The sequence below is a fragment of the Brevibacillus brevis NBRC 100599 genome (genome assembly GCF_000010165.1).
GTDB classification, from domain to species: Bacteria; Bacillota; Bacilli; order Brevibacillales; family Brevibacillaceae; genus Brevibacillus; species Brevibacillus brevis_D.
This window is the reverse complement of record NC_012491.1, coordinates 1,216,015-1,232,928: the sequence shown is the minus strand read 5'-3', so window position 1 is coordinate 1,232,928 and position 16,914 is coordinate 1,216,015. Positions and strand designations below refer to the sequence as shown.

The window sequence follows — 16,914 nt, the reverse complement described above, 5'->3', positions numbered from 1 at the left end:
CCTGACAGGATTCTTCACGTCGATTAGCACAATTAGCTTCATTATGTCAAAAACGCGATCACGATACAAGCTATCGCCAATTGTAGAAAAAGGAAAACACCTTCTTTACAAAAGTAAGAAGGTGTTTCTTAACCTGATTTAGTTTGTTTTCAAAACATCGTGATCGACGTAACGTTCGCCATTCATTTCGCTGATGACATTGATTGCAACCTTGGCGCCATCACCAGATGTAATAATTGTATGTACGCTTACTCCCGCGCACGTACCTGCTGCCCAAATTCCTTCGATGTTCGTCTTCCCTTGTGCATCGACATCGACAACGGTTTTGATCCGTGGCTCTGAGCCTTCTTTGGTTTTTACCCCAATCGCTTCTGCCAAAGTCACGAGCGCTCCAGTTGCAAGTATCACATGCTTTGCCTCAAAGCTGCCTTTTTCCGCTGTCTCTACGAGCAAGCCTTGCTCTGTTTTGGTAATGTTGCTGACTTGATCGGCTACCAGCTCCGCACCGAATTTCGCTGCTTGCTTTTTACCGATCTCAATGAGATCTGGGCCGGAGATTTCCATGATGCCGTAGTGATTTTCCATCCACGCGCGCTTGGTCATGCTTTTGTCATTGTCAATCAGCAACGTCTTCTTCCCTGCTTTTGCAGCAAACAACGCTGCACTACCTCCTGCCGGGCCTGCTCCAATAATTACGATATCAAACAAAGAAATCTCTCCCTTCCAAAATAACTTTCACAACATAATTATATACTAAGTATGGTAAATGTAGCAATATCTATTAGCTATTTATTTTCAATGCAACACAATATTCAAAAAACAATTGATATAAGTATAAATTTATATTATCCTATTCATTGGTAAATATTTGAAATAGGAGGATTAGAATGATTAATTTTATCAAAAAAGGAAAAAGATTGTTTATAACCTCTCTTGCCTCAATGATGCTATTCAGCACTGTTCTTACCTCTAGTTTTGCTGCTGAGACAGATGTATTAACCAAATCATCCATGAATGAAATGCTTCAATACGAATTTTCAAATGAGGTCATGTCAGAAGACAAAGATGATCTTGAAAAATCACTTACCGATACTTTCGACAATCTAGACCTTGTTCTAAAAGGTATGAAAGCCGATAGGGATCTTCAAGCAGCATTTTTAGAAAAGACTTCACTCGAAGATGACGTTAAAAGGGATCTGGAAGAGTATTTTTCCACCAGTCAAGATGATGAAAATGAGCTCAACAAATTGGTTAATGACGTAAAAGAGCAAATAGCTGAAAAGCATTCGGTATTGCCTGAAATAACGGAAACTCTACTATTGCAAAGTGGTTCAAGTTTTAGAAGCGAAGAAAAAGTACACCCTACCATATTACCCATTTTACTAAGATTTGCTCTTAAAGAAGCAGTCAAGAAAAAAATGGGGAAAAGGATACAAAGAATGGCTTATGATGAATTTGAAGAAAGAATAGAGTCTGAAATATGGGCAGAAGTTGAAGCCTTGCACGAACAATATGATGGGGATATTGATTATGACGGGCCAGAAGATAAAGGAGAAATAAATGGTATTAACCAAGGTGAGAAAGTTTTCAATATTATTAATAAGAGGAACAAAAAACACTTATTAAGATTTCACATGAACAGAGTAGATAATGGTAAAAGCATTGACTTCCATTGGCATAAAAAAGATGATAATTTTGAATGGCATCATGGTCAGATTAAAATTACGAGAAAAAATCAATTTCCAGAACATTGGGGAGAAGATTAATGGGTAGGAAATCGAGATAGCCCGATTTCTCTTCTTCTTTAAGGAGTGAGTGACAATCGAACTGCGACTAGGCTTTGTCATTGGCGAAAAAATCGATTGCAACAAAGTTCGTGAGACTTTATACGCGCATGAAAACAAACACGCTGCATCTTGTCGTTCAGTATTGAACTTTATGGAAATGGACCCGGATATTTTCTTAAGTCGTCCCTTTTCTTCCACCGAAGAGGTACTCATAAAAGATCCCGATCTCCTTGAAGCTGAACTTTCCCAGTTGTATGATTTTGTATGGGTTGAAATATTAGGCGGTATTGAGAGACATGGGCACCCTTCCGTTACTATCTCTGATATAGAATATGAAGGTAAACTCATCCATACGTTAGACAATAGAGTGCTAATTTTCTTACGAGATATCATTATTGACAATCACGGGAGAGAACTGCTTAGGAAAATCTGCCACCTCCCAAAACCATTACAATGGCTCGCCCTACCTAAAAAAGACGGAAAAACTCCACCCCCAGACTATATTCTTGAAGAGATGGAGAAATGGATTCGCAAATTGATTGCATACGAGGTAGATGATAAATAGGAAAGGGCTATCTCAAATGTCATGCAAACTGACGTGGAGATAGCCCTCCTCTTTCACGAATCTCGCGTATTGGTAAGGGTATTAATGGATAGATAATTGAGGCACCCCGATTTTCTCTTCTCAATAAGGAGTGTATGACAATCGAACTTCGAATAGGCTTTGTGATTGGCAAAAAAATTGATTGCAACAAAGTCCGGGAGATTTTATACACCCATGAAAACAAACAAGCTGCATCTTGTAAGGTCGTATTAGACTATATGGAAATGGACCCAGAGATTTTTTTAGATCGTTCCTTCTCTTCCACATGTCCAGTCCCTATTAAAGATCCCGAGCTCCTTGAAGCTGAACTTTCCCAGTTGTATGATTTTGTTTGGGTTGAAGTATTAGGAAGTATTGAGCGACATGGCCATCCTTGCGTTACGATCTCAGATACAAAATATGAAGGAAAGCTAATCCATACGTTAGACAAAAGAATGTTCATCTTTTTACGAGACATCATCAGTGACGATCAAGGAATACAACTTCTAGAGAAAATCTGCCATGTCCCAAAACCATTACAATGGCTCGTCCTCCCCAAAAAAGACGGAAAAACTCCACCCCCAGACTATATTCTTGAAGAGATGGAGCAATGGGTTCGCAAGTTGATTGCATACAAGGTAGATAAATAAACAGGAAAGGGCTATCTCAAATGTCTTGTAAACGGACAATGAGATAGCCCTCTTCTTTTACGAAGGTCGCGTAATCCAGAAGCGACGAATGACCAATCCATCGTCATCTGTACATTCTGACTCAAAAACGCCCCCGTTCTTCCGAATCGTTTTCTCCGAAGCAACATTATCATAGTCGCAAATCACCAATACTTCGTTTATACCCAACTCGCTCGTAATAGGTAGGGCTTGCGCTAAAATTTCCGTCGCATATCCTTTGCGTCTCTCAGATGGCCGGATTCCATATCCGATGTGCCCGCTGTTTTTTCGTAGACGCTCGTTGAGACGATGCCGAATATTCACCGCCCCCACTATGCGTCGCTCCTCATTCACAAGCCAATACGTCGAATGAGGAACATAGCCATCTGGAAGATTTTCCTCGTTACTTTCACTCTCCAGAAATTCCAGATACGCAGGAAAATCATAGGGCTCCCGATCCACCACCCACGGTACGATAGGCTCTCCACTTTCTTTCCACTCTTCGTAAAAGGAAATATACTCTGCTTGAAGCTCTGCACAAGGCTTCATTAAATACAATTGCCCAGCCATCGACTTCACTCTCCTTGCACATTTTTGTGTAAAAATTCTTTCTATTATAGCTGCAAGAAGTGAGCGTTACTAGTTAAACAATTATTTACCTTCTTGAATCACTTCCATTGGATGACGAAATGCCGCGTAGGAAGAAGCGCATTTCCAGTCCAAGCGCCTCTGGAGCCCAACTCAGCTTCGGAAAAAATGGCGGGGGTTTTCAGCTTTTATTACATACAAAAACGCATTCGCGTTTTCTGGTTTGAAGCGCTCCCGCCATTTTTTCCGAAGCGGACAGTCCTCACCCCTTGCGGGGCGTAGGCCGAAGCGTAGACTGGAAATGCGCTTCTTCCCTTCACTACCGCTACTTTTTAAAAACAAAAAAAACGCGGCACAAGCAACGAATCGCCTGTGCCACGCTCTTAACTGATTAATATTTGTTAAACAACATGATCCAGAGGGAACCTGCAACGATTGTAATTACAATCACAAGTCCAAGAATCAATGTCTGTACGTTGTAGCGTGGTTTTTCTCCTTCGCGGATGTGCATGAAGAAGACCAACTGAATGACGAACTGCAAGACCGCCATTACCAAGATCGCGATCATGGTCGCTGTTTTACTCAAAATCGAGTTCATGACCAGCACGAGTGGGATAATGGTGAGCACGATCGACAGGATAAAACCGATTACGTACTCTTTCATCGATCCGTGACTATGATGTCCGCCATGGTTTTGATGTTGTGCCACCTTACATCACCCCCATCAGGTAAACGACTGTGAAGAGGAAGATCCACACAACGTCAAGGAAGTGCCAGTACAAGCTAAAGTTGGTAATTTTGCGGCGAGTAACCGCAGAGATTCCACGACGCTTCAGCTGGATCATCAACGCAGTCATCCAGAACAGACCAACCGTTACGTGCACTCCGTGTGTACCAACCAGTGTGTAGAAAGCGGACCAGTAGCCGCTAGTCGCCATGGTTGCGCCTTCGCTCATCAAGTGCATAAACTCAGTGACTTCCAACACTACGAAAGACAGTCCCAAAAGACCAGTTACAGCCAGCCAACCAATCAGCTGCTTAACATTGCCTTTGTTCATCGCCAGAACAGCGAGACCGCTGGTAAAGCTACTTGTCAACAAGATAAAGGTTGAAGCAATAACGCCTGGCAGCTGGAACAATTCCTGTCCAGTTGGTCCACCAGCAAAGCTATTCATCATTACCGCATAGGTTGCAAACAATGTACCGAACAACACGCAGTCTGTTACAACGAAAATCCAAAAACCGAGAACCTTAAGTTGCTCATGCTCTTCATGATGGTCGTGGTCGTGGCCGTGACCATGGTCATGATTCGTAGCCATCGTTACACCACCCTCCCCAGTGAAGCCTCAGTGCGACGCACTTCCTCCACCGGTACGTAATAATCCGTGTCGTATTGGAAGGAGCGTGCCCACATGCATGCGAATACGCCAATGAATCCAATAACGGCCATCCAAACCCATCCAAATGTGAAACCAAAACCTACCAGGAACCAGAAGTTCGCCATGATAAACGGAATTCCAGAGTTCTTCGGCATGTGAATCGGCTCCAGTTTGGCCGGTTGTTCTTTATAGGTGCCATTTGCTTTTGCTTCTTTCGTTGCCCACCAGTCATCCATTTCTTTCACTTGTGGAACAACAGCAAAGTTGTAGAACGGTGCAGGTGATGGAATCGACCACTCCAGTGTACGACCATTCCATGGATCGCCTGTCGTGTCGCGCTCACCATGCTTGATGCTGTAAGCGATTTGCCATACTTGGAAGATGAAACCGATACCCATCATGAATGCCCCAACAGTGGATACCAGGTTCAGGTCTGCCCAACCGCGATCCCAACCGTACGTGTAGTAACGGCGAGTCATACCCATGAAACCGAGCGCGTATTGCGGCATAAAGCACACGTAGAAACCAATATTCCAGAACCAGAAGCCCCATTTGCCCAGTTTCTCGTCGAGCTTGAAACCGAACAGTTTTGGCCACCAGTAGTAAATACCAGCCAGGTAACCGAACACTACCCCACCGATCAATACTTGGTGGAAGTGGGCAACCAGGAAGTAACTGTTGTGATACTGATAGTCTGCCGGAGCTACTGCCAGCATTACCCCTGTCGCTCCACCAATTACGAAGCAAGGGATAAAGGCAATGGTCCACAGCATTGGTTGTTTAAAGGATATCCGACCACGGTACATTGTAAACAGCCAGTTAAAGACCTTAACCCCGGTCGGGATACCAACAATCATCGTTGATATCGCAAAGAAGGCGATAACACTTGCGCTCGTACCCATTGTGAAGAAGTGGTGAGCCCATGTAAAGAACGATACAACGGCAATGATCATCATCGCCCAAACCATTGATTTGTAGCCGAAAATCTTTTTACGTGAGAACGTAGCCACGATTTCAGAGAAAATACCGAAAGCTGGTACTACTACGATATATACCTCAGGGTGACCCCACATCCAGATGAGGTTGAGGTACATCATCGGATTACCGCCGCCGTCCATTGTGAAGAAATGGGCACCTGCGAAACGGTCAAGGAACAACAGAGCCAAAGTTACAGTCAAAATTGGGAAAGCGAAGATAATCATAATGCAGCTGGACAATACGGACCAGCTAAACAATGGCATTTTGGAAAGCTTCATGCCAGGTGCACGCATTTTGAGAATCGTTACGATAAAGTTAATCCCTGTCGCCAAACTACCGATACCGGAGATTTGAATCCCCCAAATATAGAAGTTCTGACCTGGTCCAGGGCTAAAATCATTTTGTGACAGTGGCGGGTAAGACAACCAACCAGCGTCTGGGGAGCCCCCGATTACGAACGAAAGGTTGAACAGCATCGCACCGAGCATAAACAGCCAGAAGCTGAGTGCGTTCAAGAACGGATACGCTACATCTCGAGCACCGAGTTGAAGCGGTACTACCATGTTAAACAAGGCAAACATCATCGGCATCGCCATGAACAAAATCATGATCGTACCGTGAGTCGTAAAGATGGCATTATAGTGATCCGAGTGCAGGAATTCTACGTTCGGGAATGCCAGCTGCACGCGCATCAGCAGGGCGTCAACCCCACCGCGGAACAGCATCAGAAGCGATGCGATCAAATACATAATACCAATACGCTTATGGTCAACTGTAGTCAACCATTCGCGCCACAGCCAACCCCATTTTTTATACTTAGTCAGAACGAATACGATCGCAACCATGGTCAGTACAATCGATACGTCCGCACCGTAAATCAGTGGGTCACCTGTTACAAAGAACGTGGATGCAAAATCCTTAATGTTCTCCCACACGTGGTATTCCTCCTCCCTCTCGCCTAGTGGTTCATACTGGAATGATTCATTCCAGGCATGTTGTGCGATTCAGTCTTATGCTGCATATGCTGCATATTTAGCGAAGTCTCACTAGAAGACTTGTCACCTGCGGGCGCAGGGTTTTTCTCCATCACATAGTCCATATCGTGACCATGACCATATTTCGCAACGATCTCTTCAAACATACCTTCTGGGAATGCAGAGTACGTAAACTTGTCTGTCACGCCAGGCTTGCGAAGCTCTTCATAATCTGCCTTCGTCATAGCTGGAGTCGTACCTTTTACTTCTTTTACCCATTTATCGAACTCATCTTTTGGTTTTGCCACTACATCGAACTGCATTTTGGCGAAACCTTCACCTGAGAAGTTGGAGCTAAATCCAGCGAATGTACCTGGTTCATCTGCTTGCAGATAAAGTTCGGTAGCCATTCCCGCCATCGCATAAATCTGTCCACCCAATTCTGGAACCCAGAAAGAGTTCATCGGTGCATCAGCAGATACCTGGAAGCGAATCGGTACGCCTGCTGGAATCTCCAGATGGTTAACAGTTGCGATATTTTGTTCTGGATACGTAAACATCCATTTCCAGTCCAAAGCCGTAACCTGAATAGTCATAGGGGCAACTTCTTTATTCGGGTTCTCTTTTAACACATAAACATCACGGACAGTAAAGTAACCCAGCAATGCAACGATAACGATAGGAATAATCCACCAAATTACCTCTAGGGTTGTACTGTGTGCCCACTCCGGCTTGTAACTTGCTTTATTGCCCGGTGTATCCCGATAGCGGTATACAATGAAAGCGGTAAGCGCAATAACCGGAACGATAATGACAGCGACCAATATCGTGGAAATAATAATGAGATTGTACTGCGTTTCTGCTACAGGTCCTTTTGGATTCAAGACGAGGTATTCGCTACCACAGCCTGTCAGCAGAACGGTGCCCAACACTGCCAAGATCCAAAACTGGATATGCCTCAGCATTTTTCCTCCGCTCATTCTCCTAATCCCTCCTAGTCACAAACAACGAGCATGTAATACTTTGGATGTCGATAGTGCAGTCACTCTCTATGGAGAGGTCTCGAACGAGGTTTTGGAAAACCTTCTTTCTTCAACGTGCATTCACACGTTTCGAGAGTTCCTCACAATAGGTTTTTCAACACAAGTGAACTTCACTATTTGCCGCATATACATACTATCAGAGTCTGCGAGATTTTGTACTCGTTTTTAACGACGTTCAATATTTCGTAGCTTTTCTGTTACAAAGTGTTCACATTGCAGTCACGAGTTGATCATATTCTTGTTAGGATTCCCCTCTAATGATTCCCGTCACCCATTTTTGGTCATTACACCCAATTCTAATTGTCAAGATTTCTTTTTCACTTTTAATAAAAAAACAAAAAAACCGCCAGCTTATTTCGCTGACGGCAAATTTCCGTATAAATAAAAAACCTCTCATTATTAATGAAGAAAATGAGAGGTACTATGAGACTATTTTTAACTAACTTAGGCGTCAGTTCTTTTTAGTGTCATCAAGCGAAACACCGTGCTCATAATGAAGATATTCATGCCAGCGATCAAAAATCCGATCGACACCATCAACGGCAAGTTCTCCGATCTGAAATCGCTTGCAGTGAAAGCCATAATAACAGCACCGACGAATAATACTGTCCAAGCCATCCATCTTAACACATCTGCTGCTTTTCGATCGTTATTCATAACACAAAACCCCTATCATCATAGATTTTTTGCGTGACCGTTTCTGTTTTATGCTCTTATTGTAACATAATATTCACTTGTTGTTCATATTTTGTTCATTTTTTTATAAAAAATTTGTCAAAACTTTTTTCATAAACCTATTGGCTATCGTATTGTTACAAATTTACTTTGTGTCACAAATGTGAATGCGTTATTGTTATAATGAATACAGTAAACGTTTTCATACATGTATAGCATCTTGATCTGTCATCGAAGGTGGTTTGCCCATGGTTCATACTCCAAAAAAAGCCCGCATCAGCCTCTTGACCCAAATGGTTCTGCTCATTTCCATCGTTGTCCTGATCAGCATGGGGATAGGAACTGCCTTATTTTCCTTCATATTAGATGACATTTTGGATCGCTATATCGGGCAGCAAGCCATGACGGTCGCCAAGCTATCTGCCATGAACGAACGCATCATTGCAGCCTTTGAGACCGATCATCCTTCCAAGGTGATTCAACCAATAGCCGAAACCATTCGGAAGGAAACGGGCGCCAGCTATGTGGTGATTGGAAACAAGGACGGTATTCGGTACTCTCACTACGACCCAAAGCAGATTGGATTACCGATGGGAACCAGCAATGACCCCGTCTTTTTAGAAAACCGCTCTGTCATTTATCGGGGGACAGGCATTTCTGGTCCAGCCATCAAAGCGAAAACACCGATCGTCAACAAGAAAGGCGAAACAATCGGAGTCTCCTCTGTCGGCTATGTCATGAGTGATGTAGAGAAAAAGGTCGCGGAATACAAGGAAAGGGTCGTCGCCTTATCTCTAGTGCTGCTGGTTATCGGAATTATTGGTGCGATTATTATTGCCAGACGAGTCAAGCGGTTGATCTTTGGTCTGGAGCCAGAGGAAATCTCATTTTTGTTTACGGAAAAAGCAGCTATTCTTGAATCGATTCGCGATGCTACGGTAGCAGTCGATATGCAAGGGCGTGTCGTCTCGATGAATAAACGTGCGCGTTCCCTTCTCCAAGAGGATTTGGCCGTAGGGAAATCGATCGCTAGCCCGCAATTGCGCGACATCATTCATTCTGTCAATCGAAATACGCAAGAAATGAACTACAAAATTTTGCTGGGACACGAAATTTTTATAACCGACTACTCTCCAATTTTGAGCAACAATGAAATCAGAGGCGTGGTCTTCACATTTCGTCCAGAGTCCGAAATCGAGCAACTCACTGAAGAAATTACGAAGATCAGTTCCTTTTCGGACAATATGCGTGCACAAAATCACGAATATTTAAATCGTTTGAACACCATTTACGGTCTCCTCAAGCTAAAGGAGTACGACAAAGCAATCGAACTCATCACCGATGAAGTAAAGGAACGGCAGGATATTCTCGCCTTCATTATGAGTTCAGTCAAAGAGCCCTTCATCGCTGCTTGTCTGCTAGGGAAAATCAATCGCTCCAAAGAATTGAAGGTATTACTCGAAATTGATCAGGACAGCTATTTGGGAAATGTACCTGACAGCTTGGATACAAAGGTATTGGTCACTATTCTCGGCAATTTGATCGACAACGCGATGGAAGCTGCACTCGAATACAAAGGCACTGACGCATTGGTTCACGTATCCTTCACTGATTTAGGTGGCGATATCATTTTTGACATCGAAGACACTGGACATGGGGTATCAAAAGAATTGGAGCCCCGCATCTTTGAAAGCGGTGTCACTACGAAATCAGGTGAAAATCGAGGACTCGGTTTGGCTATTGTGAAAAACGCCATCGAGCTATTAGAGGGGCAAATCTCACTCGGAAAAAGTGATCTAGGCGGAGCGCGTTTCACCGTAGTCGTCCCCAAGAAATGGGACAAAGCAAGTAGTGAGGAGGCAATCCACAATGTCTGAGAAACTTATTACCGTCATGATCGTGGAAGATGACGAAATTGCAGCTAGAATCTATGAACAATTCACAAGTAAACTGGAAGGATTCCAGATTATTGCCACGGCCACGACTGGAAAACAGGCACTGGAGATGCTTCACGTCGTTACGCCAGATGTGCTGCTTTTGGACATTTATTTGCCGGATATGAACGGGATTGACTTGTTGCGTGAAGTACGGAAGCATTTTCGCGGGATCGATGTTGTTATGATCACAGCCGCAAACGATGTGGAAACGGTGAGAGAAGCGATACGTGGCGGTGCATACAGCTACATCATCAAGCCGATCATGATCGATAAATTCATGTCTACCTTGGAGCAATATGCAAATACGAGACATCAGCTGCAGCAGCATACAACCATTGATCAAACAGCGGTGGACAAGCTGTTCACGAAAGCCGCACACACTCCTGCTACCAAAACCGTTGGGACTGTCACCTCGCTCCCGAAAGGCATCGACAAGCTGACATTAAAGCTGATCCGGGACAAGATGCAGGAGACCACCCAAAGTATGAATGCTGATGATCTGGCTGCACTGGCTGGCATGAGCCATTCAACCGTGCGCAGATACCTCGAATTTCTCGTCTCTATCAATGAAGTAACTGTCGAGACGTTCTATGGAACCGTCGGACGTCCGGAAAGAAAATACCGCTGGGTTCCACAAAAAACAACCAAATAAAGCCTAATGGCAAAAAGAAGAGGGAAGCTTCATTTATGAACCTGAAGCTTCCCTTTTTCTTTTCTTGCTATCGTTTGTGTCGCACCTGGACTCTTCTTTTCCCGAAACATCGTGATGATGGCAACGGCTGCGATGATCATGACAGCAGCAATCAAGGTTTGGCTTGTCAATTGTTCATCAGCGATTAGCCAGCCTAGAAATACTGCGACAATCGGGTTCACATAAGCGTACGTGGAGACCAGGGAAGGCTCTGCATTTTTTAAAAGCCAAATGTATGCTGTGTAGGCGACAATGGAACCAAATCCAACTAAATAGCCAAAAGCAATCCAGGAACGCAGGGTGATCTCCGACAGGTGCAGCTTCGTCCAATCGTCGAGAAACAGCGAAGTGATCCCCAGCAAACTCCCTCCGATGATCATTTGCAAGGCTGTCGCCATTACCGGTGATGCAGGGAGCTTTGCATTTCGCGAATACAACGATCCCACTGCCCAGCTGATTGAGGCAAACAGGAGCGCAAAGATTCCGACGGTATCGATCCCTTGATTGCCTGAGCTCTCGGGATGGACAACCAGCACTGCGATCCCCGCCAAGCCAAACAGGATTCCTCCCATGACTCCAACCGTTGGCTTCTTCTTGCTGCCACCGACCCAGTTGAAAACGAGAATCCATAATGGAACGGTAGCGATCAGCAAGGACGCGATTGCTGATGGTACCTTGAGTTGCGCCCATGCAACTACACCGTTACCTCCGAGAAGCAACAACGCCCCAACAATTCCGGCCCCTCTCCATTCTGCTGCACTGGGCAGCTCTGCCCCTTTCCAACGCCCGATCAAAAACAGGATCGATCCCGCCAGAAAAAATCGCGCCCCCGCCATAATAAAAGGTGGCATCGATTCAATGGCGATCTTCATTCCGAGATAAGTGCCTCCCCAAAACAGGTAGACCGCTAGCAACGCAATCGTAACGCCAAATAATTTCGAATCTTTTTTTCCTGTCATTGTGTTTCCACCTTGGTTGTCAAATTTCTTTCCGTCCATCCTCGTAGATCGTCGACAAGATGAAAGTCGTAGAAGTTTCCAGTATTTCGTCATACTGGACCATTTCATCGATCAGATTGGTGATATCTTCTGGTGCCGTTGCACGTACTTTTAGCATCATGCACCACTCTCCCGCGAGCCGCTGGCATTCCATGATGGTCACGTTCGGTACCTGAACGTTCATAATCTTTGCTGTGATTTCTTTGAAGTCCTGACATCTTGCTTTGACGAAAATCAATACCTTCAGCCTTTGCTCTAATTTTCTCCAGTCAATGATGCCACGGTATCCCTTGATCACACCATTTTTTTCAAGCTTGGCAACCCGTTGGTGAACAGCCGGCCGCGAGATGTGCAGCAGCTTGCTGATTTCCTCATGAGATATCCTTCCGTTTTCCTCGAGCAATTGAACAATTCTCAGGTCAACCTCATCCATCACATACCTCCTGTGGTTATAGTAGCATATTTTCCTTCATATAGACCATTTGTACTCTATATTGCCCGAATTCAAACGAATAGTAAATACAGAGCAAGATATCCCAAAAAAATCATGCCAAAAACCGTCGTGAAAGCACCCTACTCATTACGAATCGTTACTTAGGTACCCACACAAAAAAGAACAAGCCCCCGCTTAATTGTAAGCGGGGACCAGCTTAAAAGCATCGTCCTTATCATTCTGGTTTCTCAAACAATGCCATCCACTCATCAACTTGAATGGAAACGACTTGCTCTCCAACTTTTTCAACCGCGAAGTAGGCTTGGATTTCTTTATCCGCTCTTGCGATATGCGCGGTTACTTGCTCAACCTGCTCCTCAGTCTCAGTCGTACGTCTGACCCAAGTCGCATACGGGAACGTCTTTTTACGGATGCGCGAATGACTCTCCACCAGCCCCTCTTGCTCGATCCACCTTACCCATTCGGAGCGTGAGTAGCTTCGTACATGACTGTGATCCCGAAGTTTCTCCAGCGTATTCACAAATTGGTCGAGCTTTTCATCCTCTGCTGCGATATTGTCGATCAGCACGAATTTTCCACCCGGCTTCAGAACACGCGCCACTTCTTTTACAAACGATTCCGGGTTCGGGAAGTGATGAGCCGCGATTCTGCACCCGACTGCATCAAAGGATTCACTCAAAAACGGAAGTGCCTCCGCATCCGCAACCACATAAAAGACATTGCTTGTGTGAGATTTCAGATGGTTTCGCGCCGCTGCAAGCATAGGCTGTGTCAAATCAGTCGCAAAGACATGACCGACATGTGGAGCGATTGCCTTGGTAAGATGACCGCCACCCGTTGCCACATCGAGAAACACCCATTCCGGCGATGGATTCAGCCAAGGCGTGAGGAGAGCGAGATCCTCTCCCGTAGCATGCGTCTGGCTATTCACATATTTTTCAGCATTCGAGCCGAACTGCTGTTTGACTTCCTCTTTGATCCTTTTGTCATCGCGCATGAGAATCGCCCCCTATTCTTCGTTCACGATTACTTTCTTCCCTCTCATTTTCATGATCAAGGGAACGGTGATCCAGAGAACCGCAATGATGAGGAACACCAGCGATACTGGCTTTTCAATAAAGATAGAAAAATCACCATTGGACGTCGTCAGCGCTCGTCGTAAATTGTTTTCAATCATCGGACCCAAGACCAAGCCAAGAACGAGTGGAGCCATTGGAAAATCGTTTTTCGCCAAAAAGTAACCCACGAGTCCACAGAGCAGCAACAAGACCAGATCAAAAACAGAGACACGGACTGCGTATACGCCAAACACCGAAATGGCAACGATCATCGGGATCAAATATTTAGGGGGTGTCTCAATCAGCTTCGCAAACACCTTTACGAGCGGCATATTGAGGATCAAGAGCATCACGTTTCCGATGAACATACTCGCGATCAAGCCCCAAGCAATGGTCGGATGATCCTCAAATAAGAGCGGACCTGGCTGCACATTGTACATAATCAGTGCGCCCATCAATACCGCTGTCGTCCCTGTACCCGGAATCCCCAAGGTCAAAAGTGGAATCATCGCCCCGCCAGATGCTGCGTTGTTTGCCGACTCTGGAGCCGCTACCCCAGCAATTGCTCCTTTGCCGAATTTTTCAGGCGTTTTACTGATTTTCTTTTCCAGCAAATAAGCGAGGAAGGAGGCCAGTGTTGCACCGGAACCTGGAACAATTCCTTTAAAAAATCCAACCAGTGATCCACGGAGAATCGGTCCAGCACTTTCCTTCAAGTCTTCCTTGGTCGGTATGATTCGGGAAATTTTGGCGATCTCTCCCTCATTCACATCGCGCTCGAGGATCGTCTTGAACACTTCGCCAAGCGCAAATACCCCTACGGCGATCGTCAAAAATTCCAAACCGGAATAAAGCTCGGGCATATCAAAGGTAAAACGCGCCACGCCGGATACATTGTCCAGCCCAATCGTCGCGATCAATAAGCCAAAAACCGTCATCATCAATGCTTTGGTCACAGACTTGCCTGCCAGCCCACTAAGTGCACATAACCCCAAGATCATCAGCGAAAATTCATCTGCCGGACTGAGCTTGAGCGCTACTTCAGAGAGTGGCTCTGCCAAAAATACCAGACCGATAAGCGAGACAAGTCCTGCAAAAAATGAACCAATCGCAGCGATAGAGAGAGCAACTCCGGCTCTTCCCTGCTTCGCCATCGGGTATCCGTCCAGTACGGTGACGACAGAAGATGACTCACCCGGTGTATTCAACAAAATCGAAGTGGTAGAGCCGCCGTACATCGCCCCGTAGTAAACCCCTGCCAACAAAATAATGGCGCTGGTAGCCGCTGCTTCTGGTGGCAGTCCACTCGTCAACGAGGCTGTCACCGGAATCAACAAGGCCACGCCGCTGATTGGCCCAATCCCTGGCAATACCCCAACTACTGTCCCGATCAAGACGCCGACAAACGCAAAGATGATATTTTGCCATTGCAGGGCAGTGGCAAATCCGTTCAGCAAATAATCAAATGCACTCATTTCATCCACCTCCTACAAGCCTAACCATGTTGGTAAACCGGGCAATGTGCCATCGAGAACTTCCACGTACAACAAGTAGACACCGAACGAAAACGCACCGGAAATGATTACGCTGTTGAGCCACTTCCCTTTCTGCATCGTCTGGAACCCAACGAAAAGGAACAGGAAGGTACTGATCACGTAGCCGATTTCCTCTAAAAGCAATACGTACAATAATGCCCCGACCAGAATGATGAGGAACCGTTTGTAATCGAGCTTTTCCTTCTCTTTCTTGCCCTCTTGCTTGTATGTGAATGTCTCATAAAATAATCGCAAGCTGAGCAGGATCAGAAGACTTCCGAGTCCCATCGGAAAAATGTTTGGCCCTACATGGCTGCCGTAAGCGCTCGCCGAGATGTTTTGGCTGCCGACCACAAAGGCTACACCCAACACGAGAAAAATCAGACTGGCGAAGCGGTCAAATGTTTTGCTCACGTATGTTCCCTCCTGTTCGTACCAGAATCCAGAATGAAGGAGGAGAAGAATCGCTCCTTCTCCATCCCCCAGCAAACCTTTTTATTTGGCCATTCCGAGCAAACCCAGGATTTCCTTGAACATTTTTTCTTGCTCACCCAGGTAGCTCTTGAAGTCTGCACCGTTTTTGTAGCCATCGTCCCAGCCGTTTGCTTCCAGCTCTGCTTTCCACTCAGGAGTCTCTGTCATCGCTTTCAATTTTTGCTCCCAGTAAGCAACAGCATCTGGCGTCATATCTTTTGGCCCAAATACACCGCGCCAGTTGATCAGCTCCGTGTCATAACCGGATTCTTTGTACGTCGGGATATCCTTGAACATTCCTTTCAAGCGCTCAGGGGAAGAAACACCCAGAATTCTGACCTTGCCGGATTTCAAGTATTCACCCGAACCGGATACATCTGTTGCCAGTACGTCAGCATTGCCACCCAAGAGAGAGGCGATCGCTTCCCCGCCACCATCGTAAGAGATGTATTTCACTGATTTCGGATCAATTCCCGCTTTGACAGCTGGCATCAAGAAGGTCAAGTGATCAAGCGAGCCAGGAGCAGAGCCGCCTGCAACTGTTACTTTGGTTGGATCAGCTTTGATTGCATCTAGTAACGATTTCAGATCCTTGTATGGAGAATCGGCTGCTACGACAATCGCGCCGTAATCTTTCGTCAATTGTGCCAACGGAGTCATATCCTTGTAGGAATGCGGGCTGTTTCCTTCTTTTTTCACATTGTTAATCACGATTGGTGTAGAGGGTAGCAGGAGCTTATAGTTGTTTTTCTTGTCCTGCGTTACGAAATCAGCCAAGCCTACTGCCTGTCCGCCACCTGGCTTGTTTTCGACCGAAATGGTCTTGTCTACCAGCTTCGTTGCTGACATCACCTTTGCGAGGGAACGCGCTGTTTTATCCAAGCCTCCGCCTGCGCCCGATGGTGCGGTAACCGAGATAGGCTTTTCCGGGTAAGTAGAAGCTCCTCCAGAGGAAGCCGTCTGCCCACCGCCGCCCCCACAGGCTGCGAGGCTAAGTGCCATTGCTGTAGTGAGGAGTACTCCGCTCCACTTTGTCCATTTGTTTGATTTTTTCATCCTTATGACCCCCTCTGTTGATAGCGTTTTCAATTA

Annotated in this window: 18 protein-coding genes; 5 read left to right on the top strand and 13 right to left on the bottom strand. The window is 45.5% G+C overall.

From position 1 onward, the window contains the following. Nucleotides 1-138: 138 nt before the first annotated feature. Complete coding sequence (locus BBR47_RS06385) at nucleotides 139-708, bottom strand: FAD-dependent oxidoreductase (protein WP_012684929.1); 570 nt, start codon at nucleotides 706-708, stop codon at nucleotides 139-141. 179 nt (nucleotides 709-887) lie between these two features. Between BBR47_RS06385 and BBR47_RS06380 the strand changes: the two genes are divergently transcribed. The 3 genes from BBR47_RS06380 to BBR47_RS06370 all read left to right on the top strand — a co-directional run bounded on the left by BBR47_RS06380 (nucleotide 888) and on the right by BBR47_RS06370 (nucleotide 3,020). Then, complete coding sequence (locus BBR47_RS06380; RefSeq protein ID WP_012684928.1) at nucleotides 888-1,766, top strand: YpjP family protein; 879 nt, start codon at nucleotides 888-890, stop codon at nucleotides 1,764-1,766. Between the two features lie 49 nt (nucleotides 1,767-1,815). Beyond that, a complete protein-coding gene (locus BBR47_RS06375; RefSeq protein WP_012684927.1) occupies nucleotides 1,816-2,352 on the top strand; it encodes a hypothetical protein in 537 nt (178 codons plus the stop codon). 134 nt (nucleotides 2,353-2,486) lie between these two features. Next, nucleotides 2,487-3,020 (top strand): hypothetical protein, encoded by a 534-nt coding sequence (locus BBR47_RS06370; RefSeq protein ID WP_012684926.1) that lies wholly within the window; start codon nucleotides 2,487-2,489, stop codon nucleotides 3,018-3,020. 57 nt (nucleotides 3,021-3,077) lie between these two features. Here BBR47_RS06370 and BBR47_RS06365 read toward each other — a convergent pair whose 3' ends face one another. From BBR47_RS06365 to BBR47_RS06335, 6 genes are all read right to left on the bottom strand, one after another. Further along, nucleotides 3,078-3,608, bottom strand: a complete 531-nt coding sequence (locus tag BBR47_RS06365; RefSeq protein WP_012684925.1) for a GNAT family N-acetyltransferase — start codon at nucleotides 3,606-3,608, stop codon at nucleotides 3,078-3,080. A gap of 409 nt (nucleotides 3,609-4,017) precedes the next feature. Next, nucleotides 4,018-4,335 carry a cytochrome o ubiquinol oxidase subunit IV gene (gene cyoD / locus BBR47_RS06360; protein ID WP_012684923.1) on the bottom strand — a complete coding sequence of 106 codons (318 nt, stop codon included), beginning with the start codon at nucleotides 4,333-4,335 and terminating at the stop codon, nucleotides 4,018-4,020. A 1-nt stretch (nucleotide 4,336) separates the two neighbouring features. After that, nucleotides 4,337-4,945, bottom strand: a complete 609-nt coding sequence (gene cyoC, locus BBR47_RS06355; protein WP_012684922.1) for a cytochrome o ubiquinol oxidase subunit III — start codon at nucleotides 4,943-4,945, stop codon at nucleotides 4,337-4,339. Between the two features lie 2 nt (nucleotides 4,946-4,947). Then, entirely contained in the window at nucleotides 4,948-6,918 is a 1,971-nt protein-coding gene (locus BBR47_RS06350) for a cbb3-type cytochrome c oxidase subunit I (protein ID WP_012684921.1), read from the bottom strand. 23 nt (nucleotides 6,919-6,941) lie between these two features. Further along, nucleotides 6,942-7,937: a cytochrome aa3 quinol oxidase subunit II gene (gene qoxA / locus BBR47_RS06345; RefSeq protein ID WP_012684920.1), complete on the bottom strand. Its 996-nt coding sequence runs from the start codon at nucleotides 7,935-7,937 to the stop codon at nucleotides 6,942-6,944. 507 nt (nucleotides 7,938-8,444) lie between these two features. Continuing rightward, nucleotides 8,445-8,657 carry a hypothetical protein gene (locus tag BBR47_RS06335; protein ID WP_041749283.1) on the bottom strand — a complete coding sequence of 71 codons (213 nt, stop codon included), beginning with the start codon at nucleotides 8,655-8,657 and terminating at the stop codon, nucleotides 8,445-8,447. 266 nt (nucleotides 8,658-8,923) lie between these two features. Here BBR47_RS06335 and BBR47_RS06330 point away from each other — a divergent pair, with 266 nt between their 5' ends. Next, nucleotides 8,924-10,552, top strand: a complete 1,629-nt coding sequence (locus BBR47_RS06330) for an ATP-binding protein (protein WP_041749282.1) — start codon at nucleotides 8,924-8,926, stop codon at nucleotides 10,550-10,552. Then, entirely contained in the window at nucleotides 10,545-11,264 is a 720-nt protein-coding gene (locus BBR47_RS06325) for a response regulator (RefSeq protein ID WP_012684918.1), read from the top strand. The genes BBR47_RS06330 and BBR47_RS06325 overlap by 8 nt, the downstream gene beginning before the upstream one ends. Before the next feature lie 29 nt (nucleotides 11,265-11,293). Here the strand turns inward: BBR47_RS06325 and BBR47_RS06320 are convergent, their stop codons facing one another. From BBR47_RS06320 to BBR47_RS06295, 6 genes are all read right to left on the bottom strand, one after another. Beyond that, nucleotides 11,294-12,262 carry an EamA family transporter gene (locus BBR47_RS06320; RefSeq protein WP_012684917.1) on the bottom strand — a complete coding sequence of 323 codons (969 nt, stop codon included), beginning with the start codon at nucleotides 12,260-12,262 and terminating at the stop codon, nucleotides 11,294-11,296. A gap of 19 nt (nucleotides 12,263-12,281) precedes the next feature. Further along, nucleotides 12,282-12,734: an Lrp/AsnC family transcriptional regulator gene (locus BBR47_RS06315; protein ID WP_012684916.1), complete on the bottom strand. Its 453-nt coding sequence runs from the start codon at nucleotides 12,732-12,734 to the stop codon at nucleotides 12,282-12,284. A gap of 235 nt (nucleotides 12,735-12,969) precedes the next feature. After that, nucleotides 12,970-13,752, bottom strand: coding sequence for a class I SAM-dependent methyltransferase (locus BBR47_RS06310; protein WP_012684915.1), 783 nt, complete (start codon nucleotides 13,750-13,752; stop codon nucleotides 12,970-12,972). Between the two features lie 12 nt (nucleotides 13,753-13,764). Continuing rightward, nucleotides 13,765-15,288 carry a tripartite tricarboxylate transporter permease gene (locus BBR47_RS06305; RefSeq protein WP_012684914.1) on the bottom strand — a complete coding sequence of 508 codons (1,524 nt, stop codon included), beginning with the start codon at nucleotides 15,286-15,288 and terminating at the stop codon, nucleotides 13,765-13,767. Between the two features lie 12 nt (nucleotides 15,289-15,300). Continuing rightward, the gene (locus BBR47_RS06300; protein ID WP_012684913.1) at nucleotides 15,301-15,762 is read right to left on the bottom strand and encodes a tripartite tricarboxylate transporter TctB family protein; all 462 of its coding nucleotides are present in this window, start codon (nucleotides 15,760-15,762) and stop codon (nucleotides 15,301-15,303) included. Nucleotides 15,763-15,843: 81 nt separating this feature from the next. Continuing rightward, complete coding sequence (locus BBR47_RS06295; RefSeq protein ID WP_012684912.1) at nucleotides 15,844-16,878, bottom strand: Bug family tripartite tricarboxylate transporter substrate binding protein; 1,035 nt, start codon at nucleotides 16,876-16,878, stop codon at nucleotides 15,844-15,846. Nucleotides 16,879-16,914 lie beyond the last annotated feature (36 nt).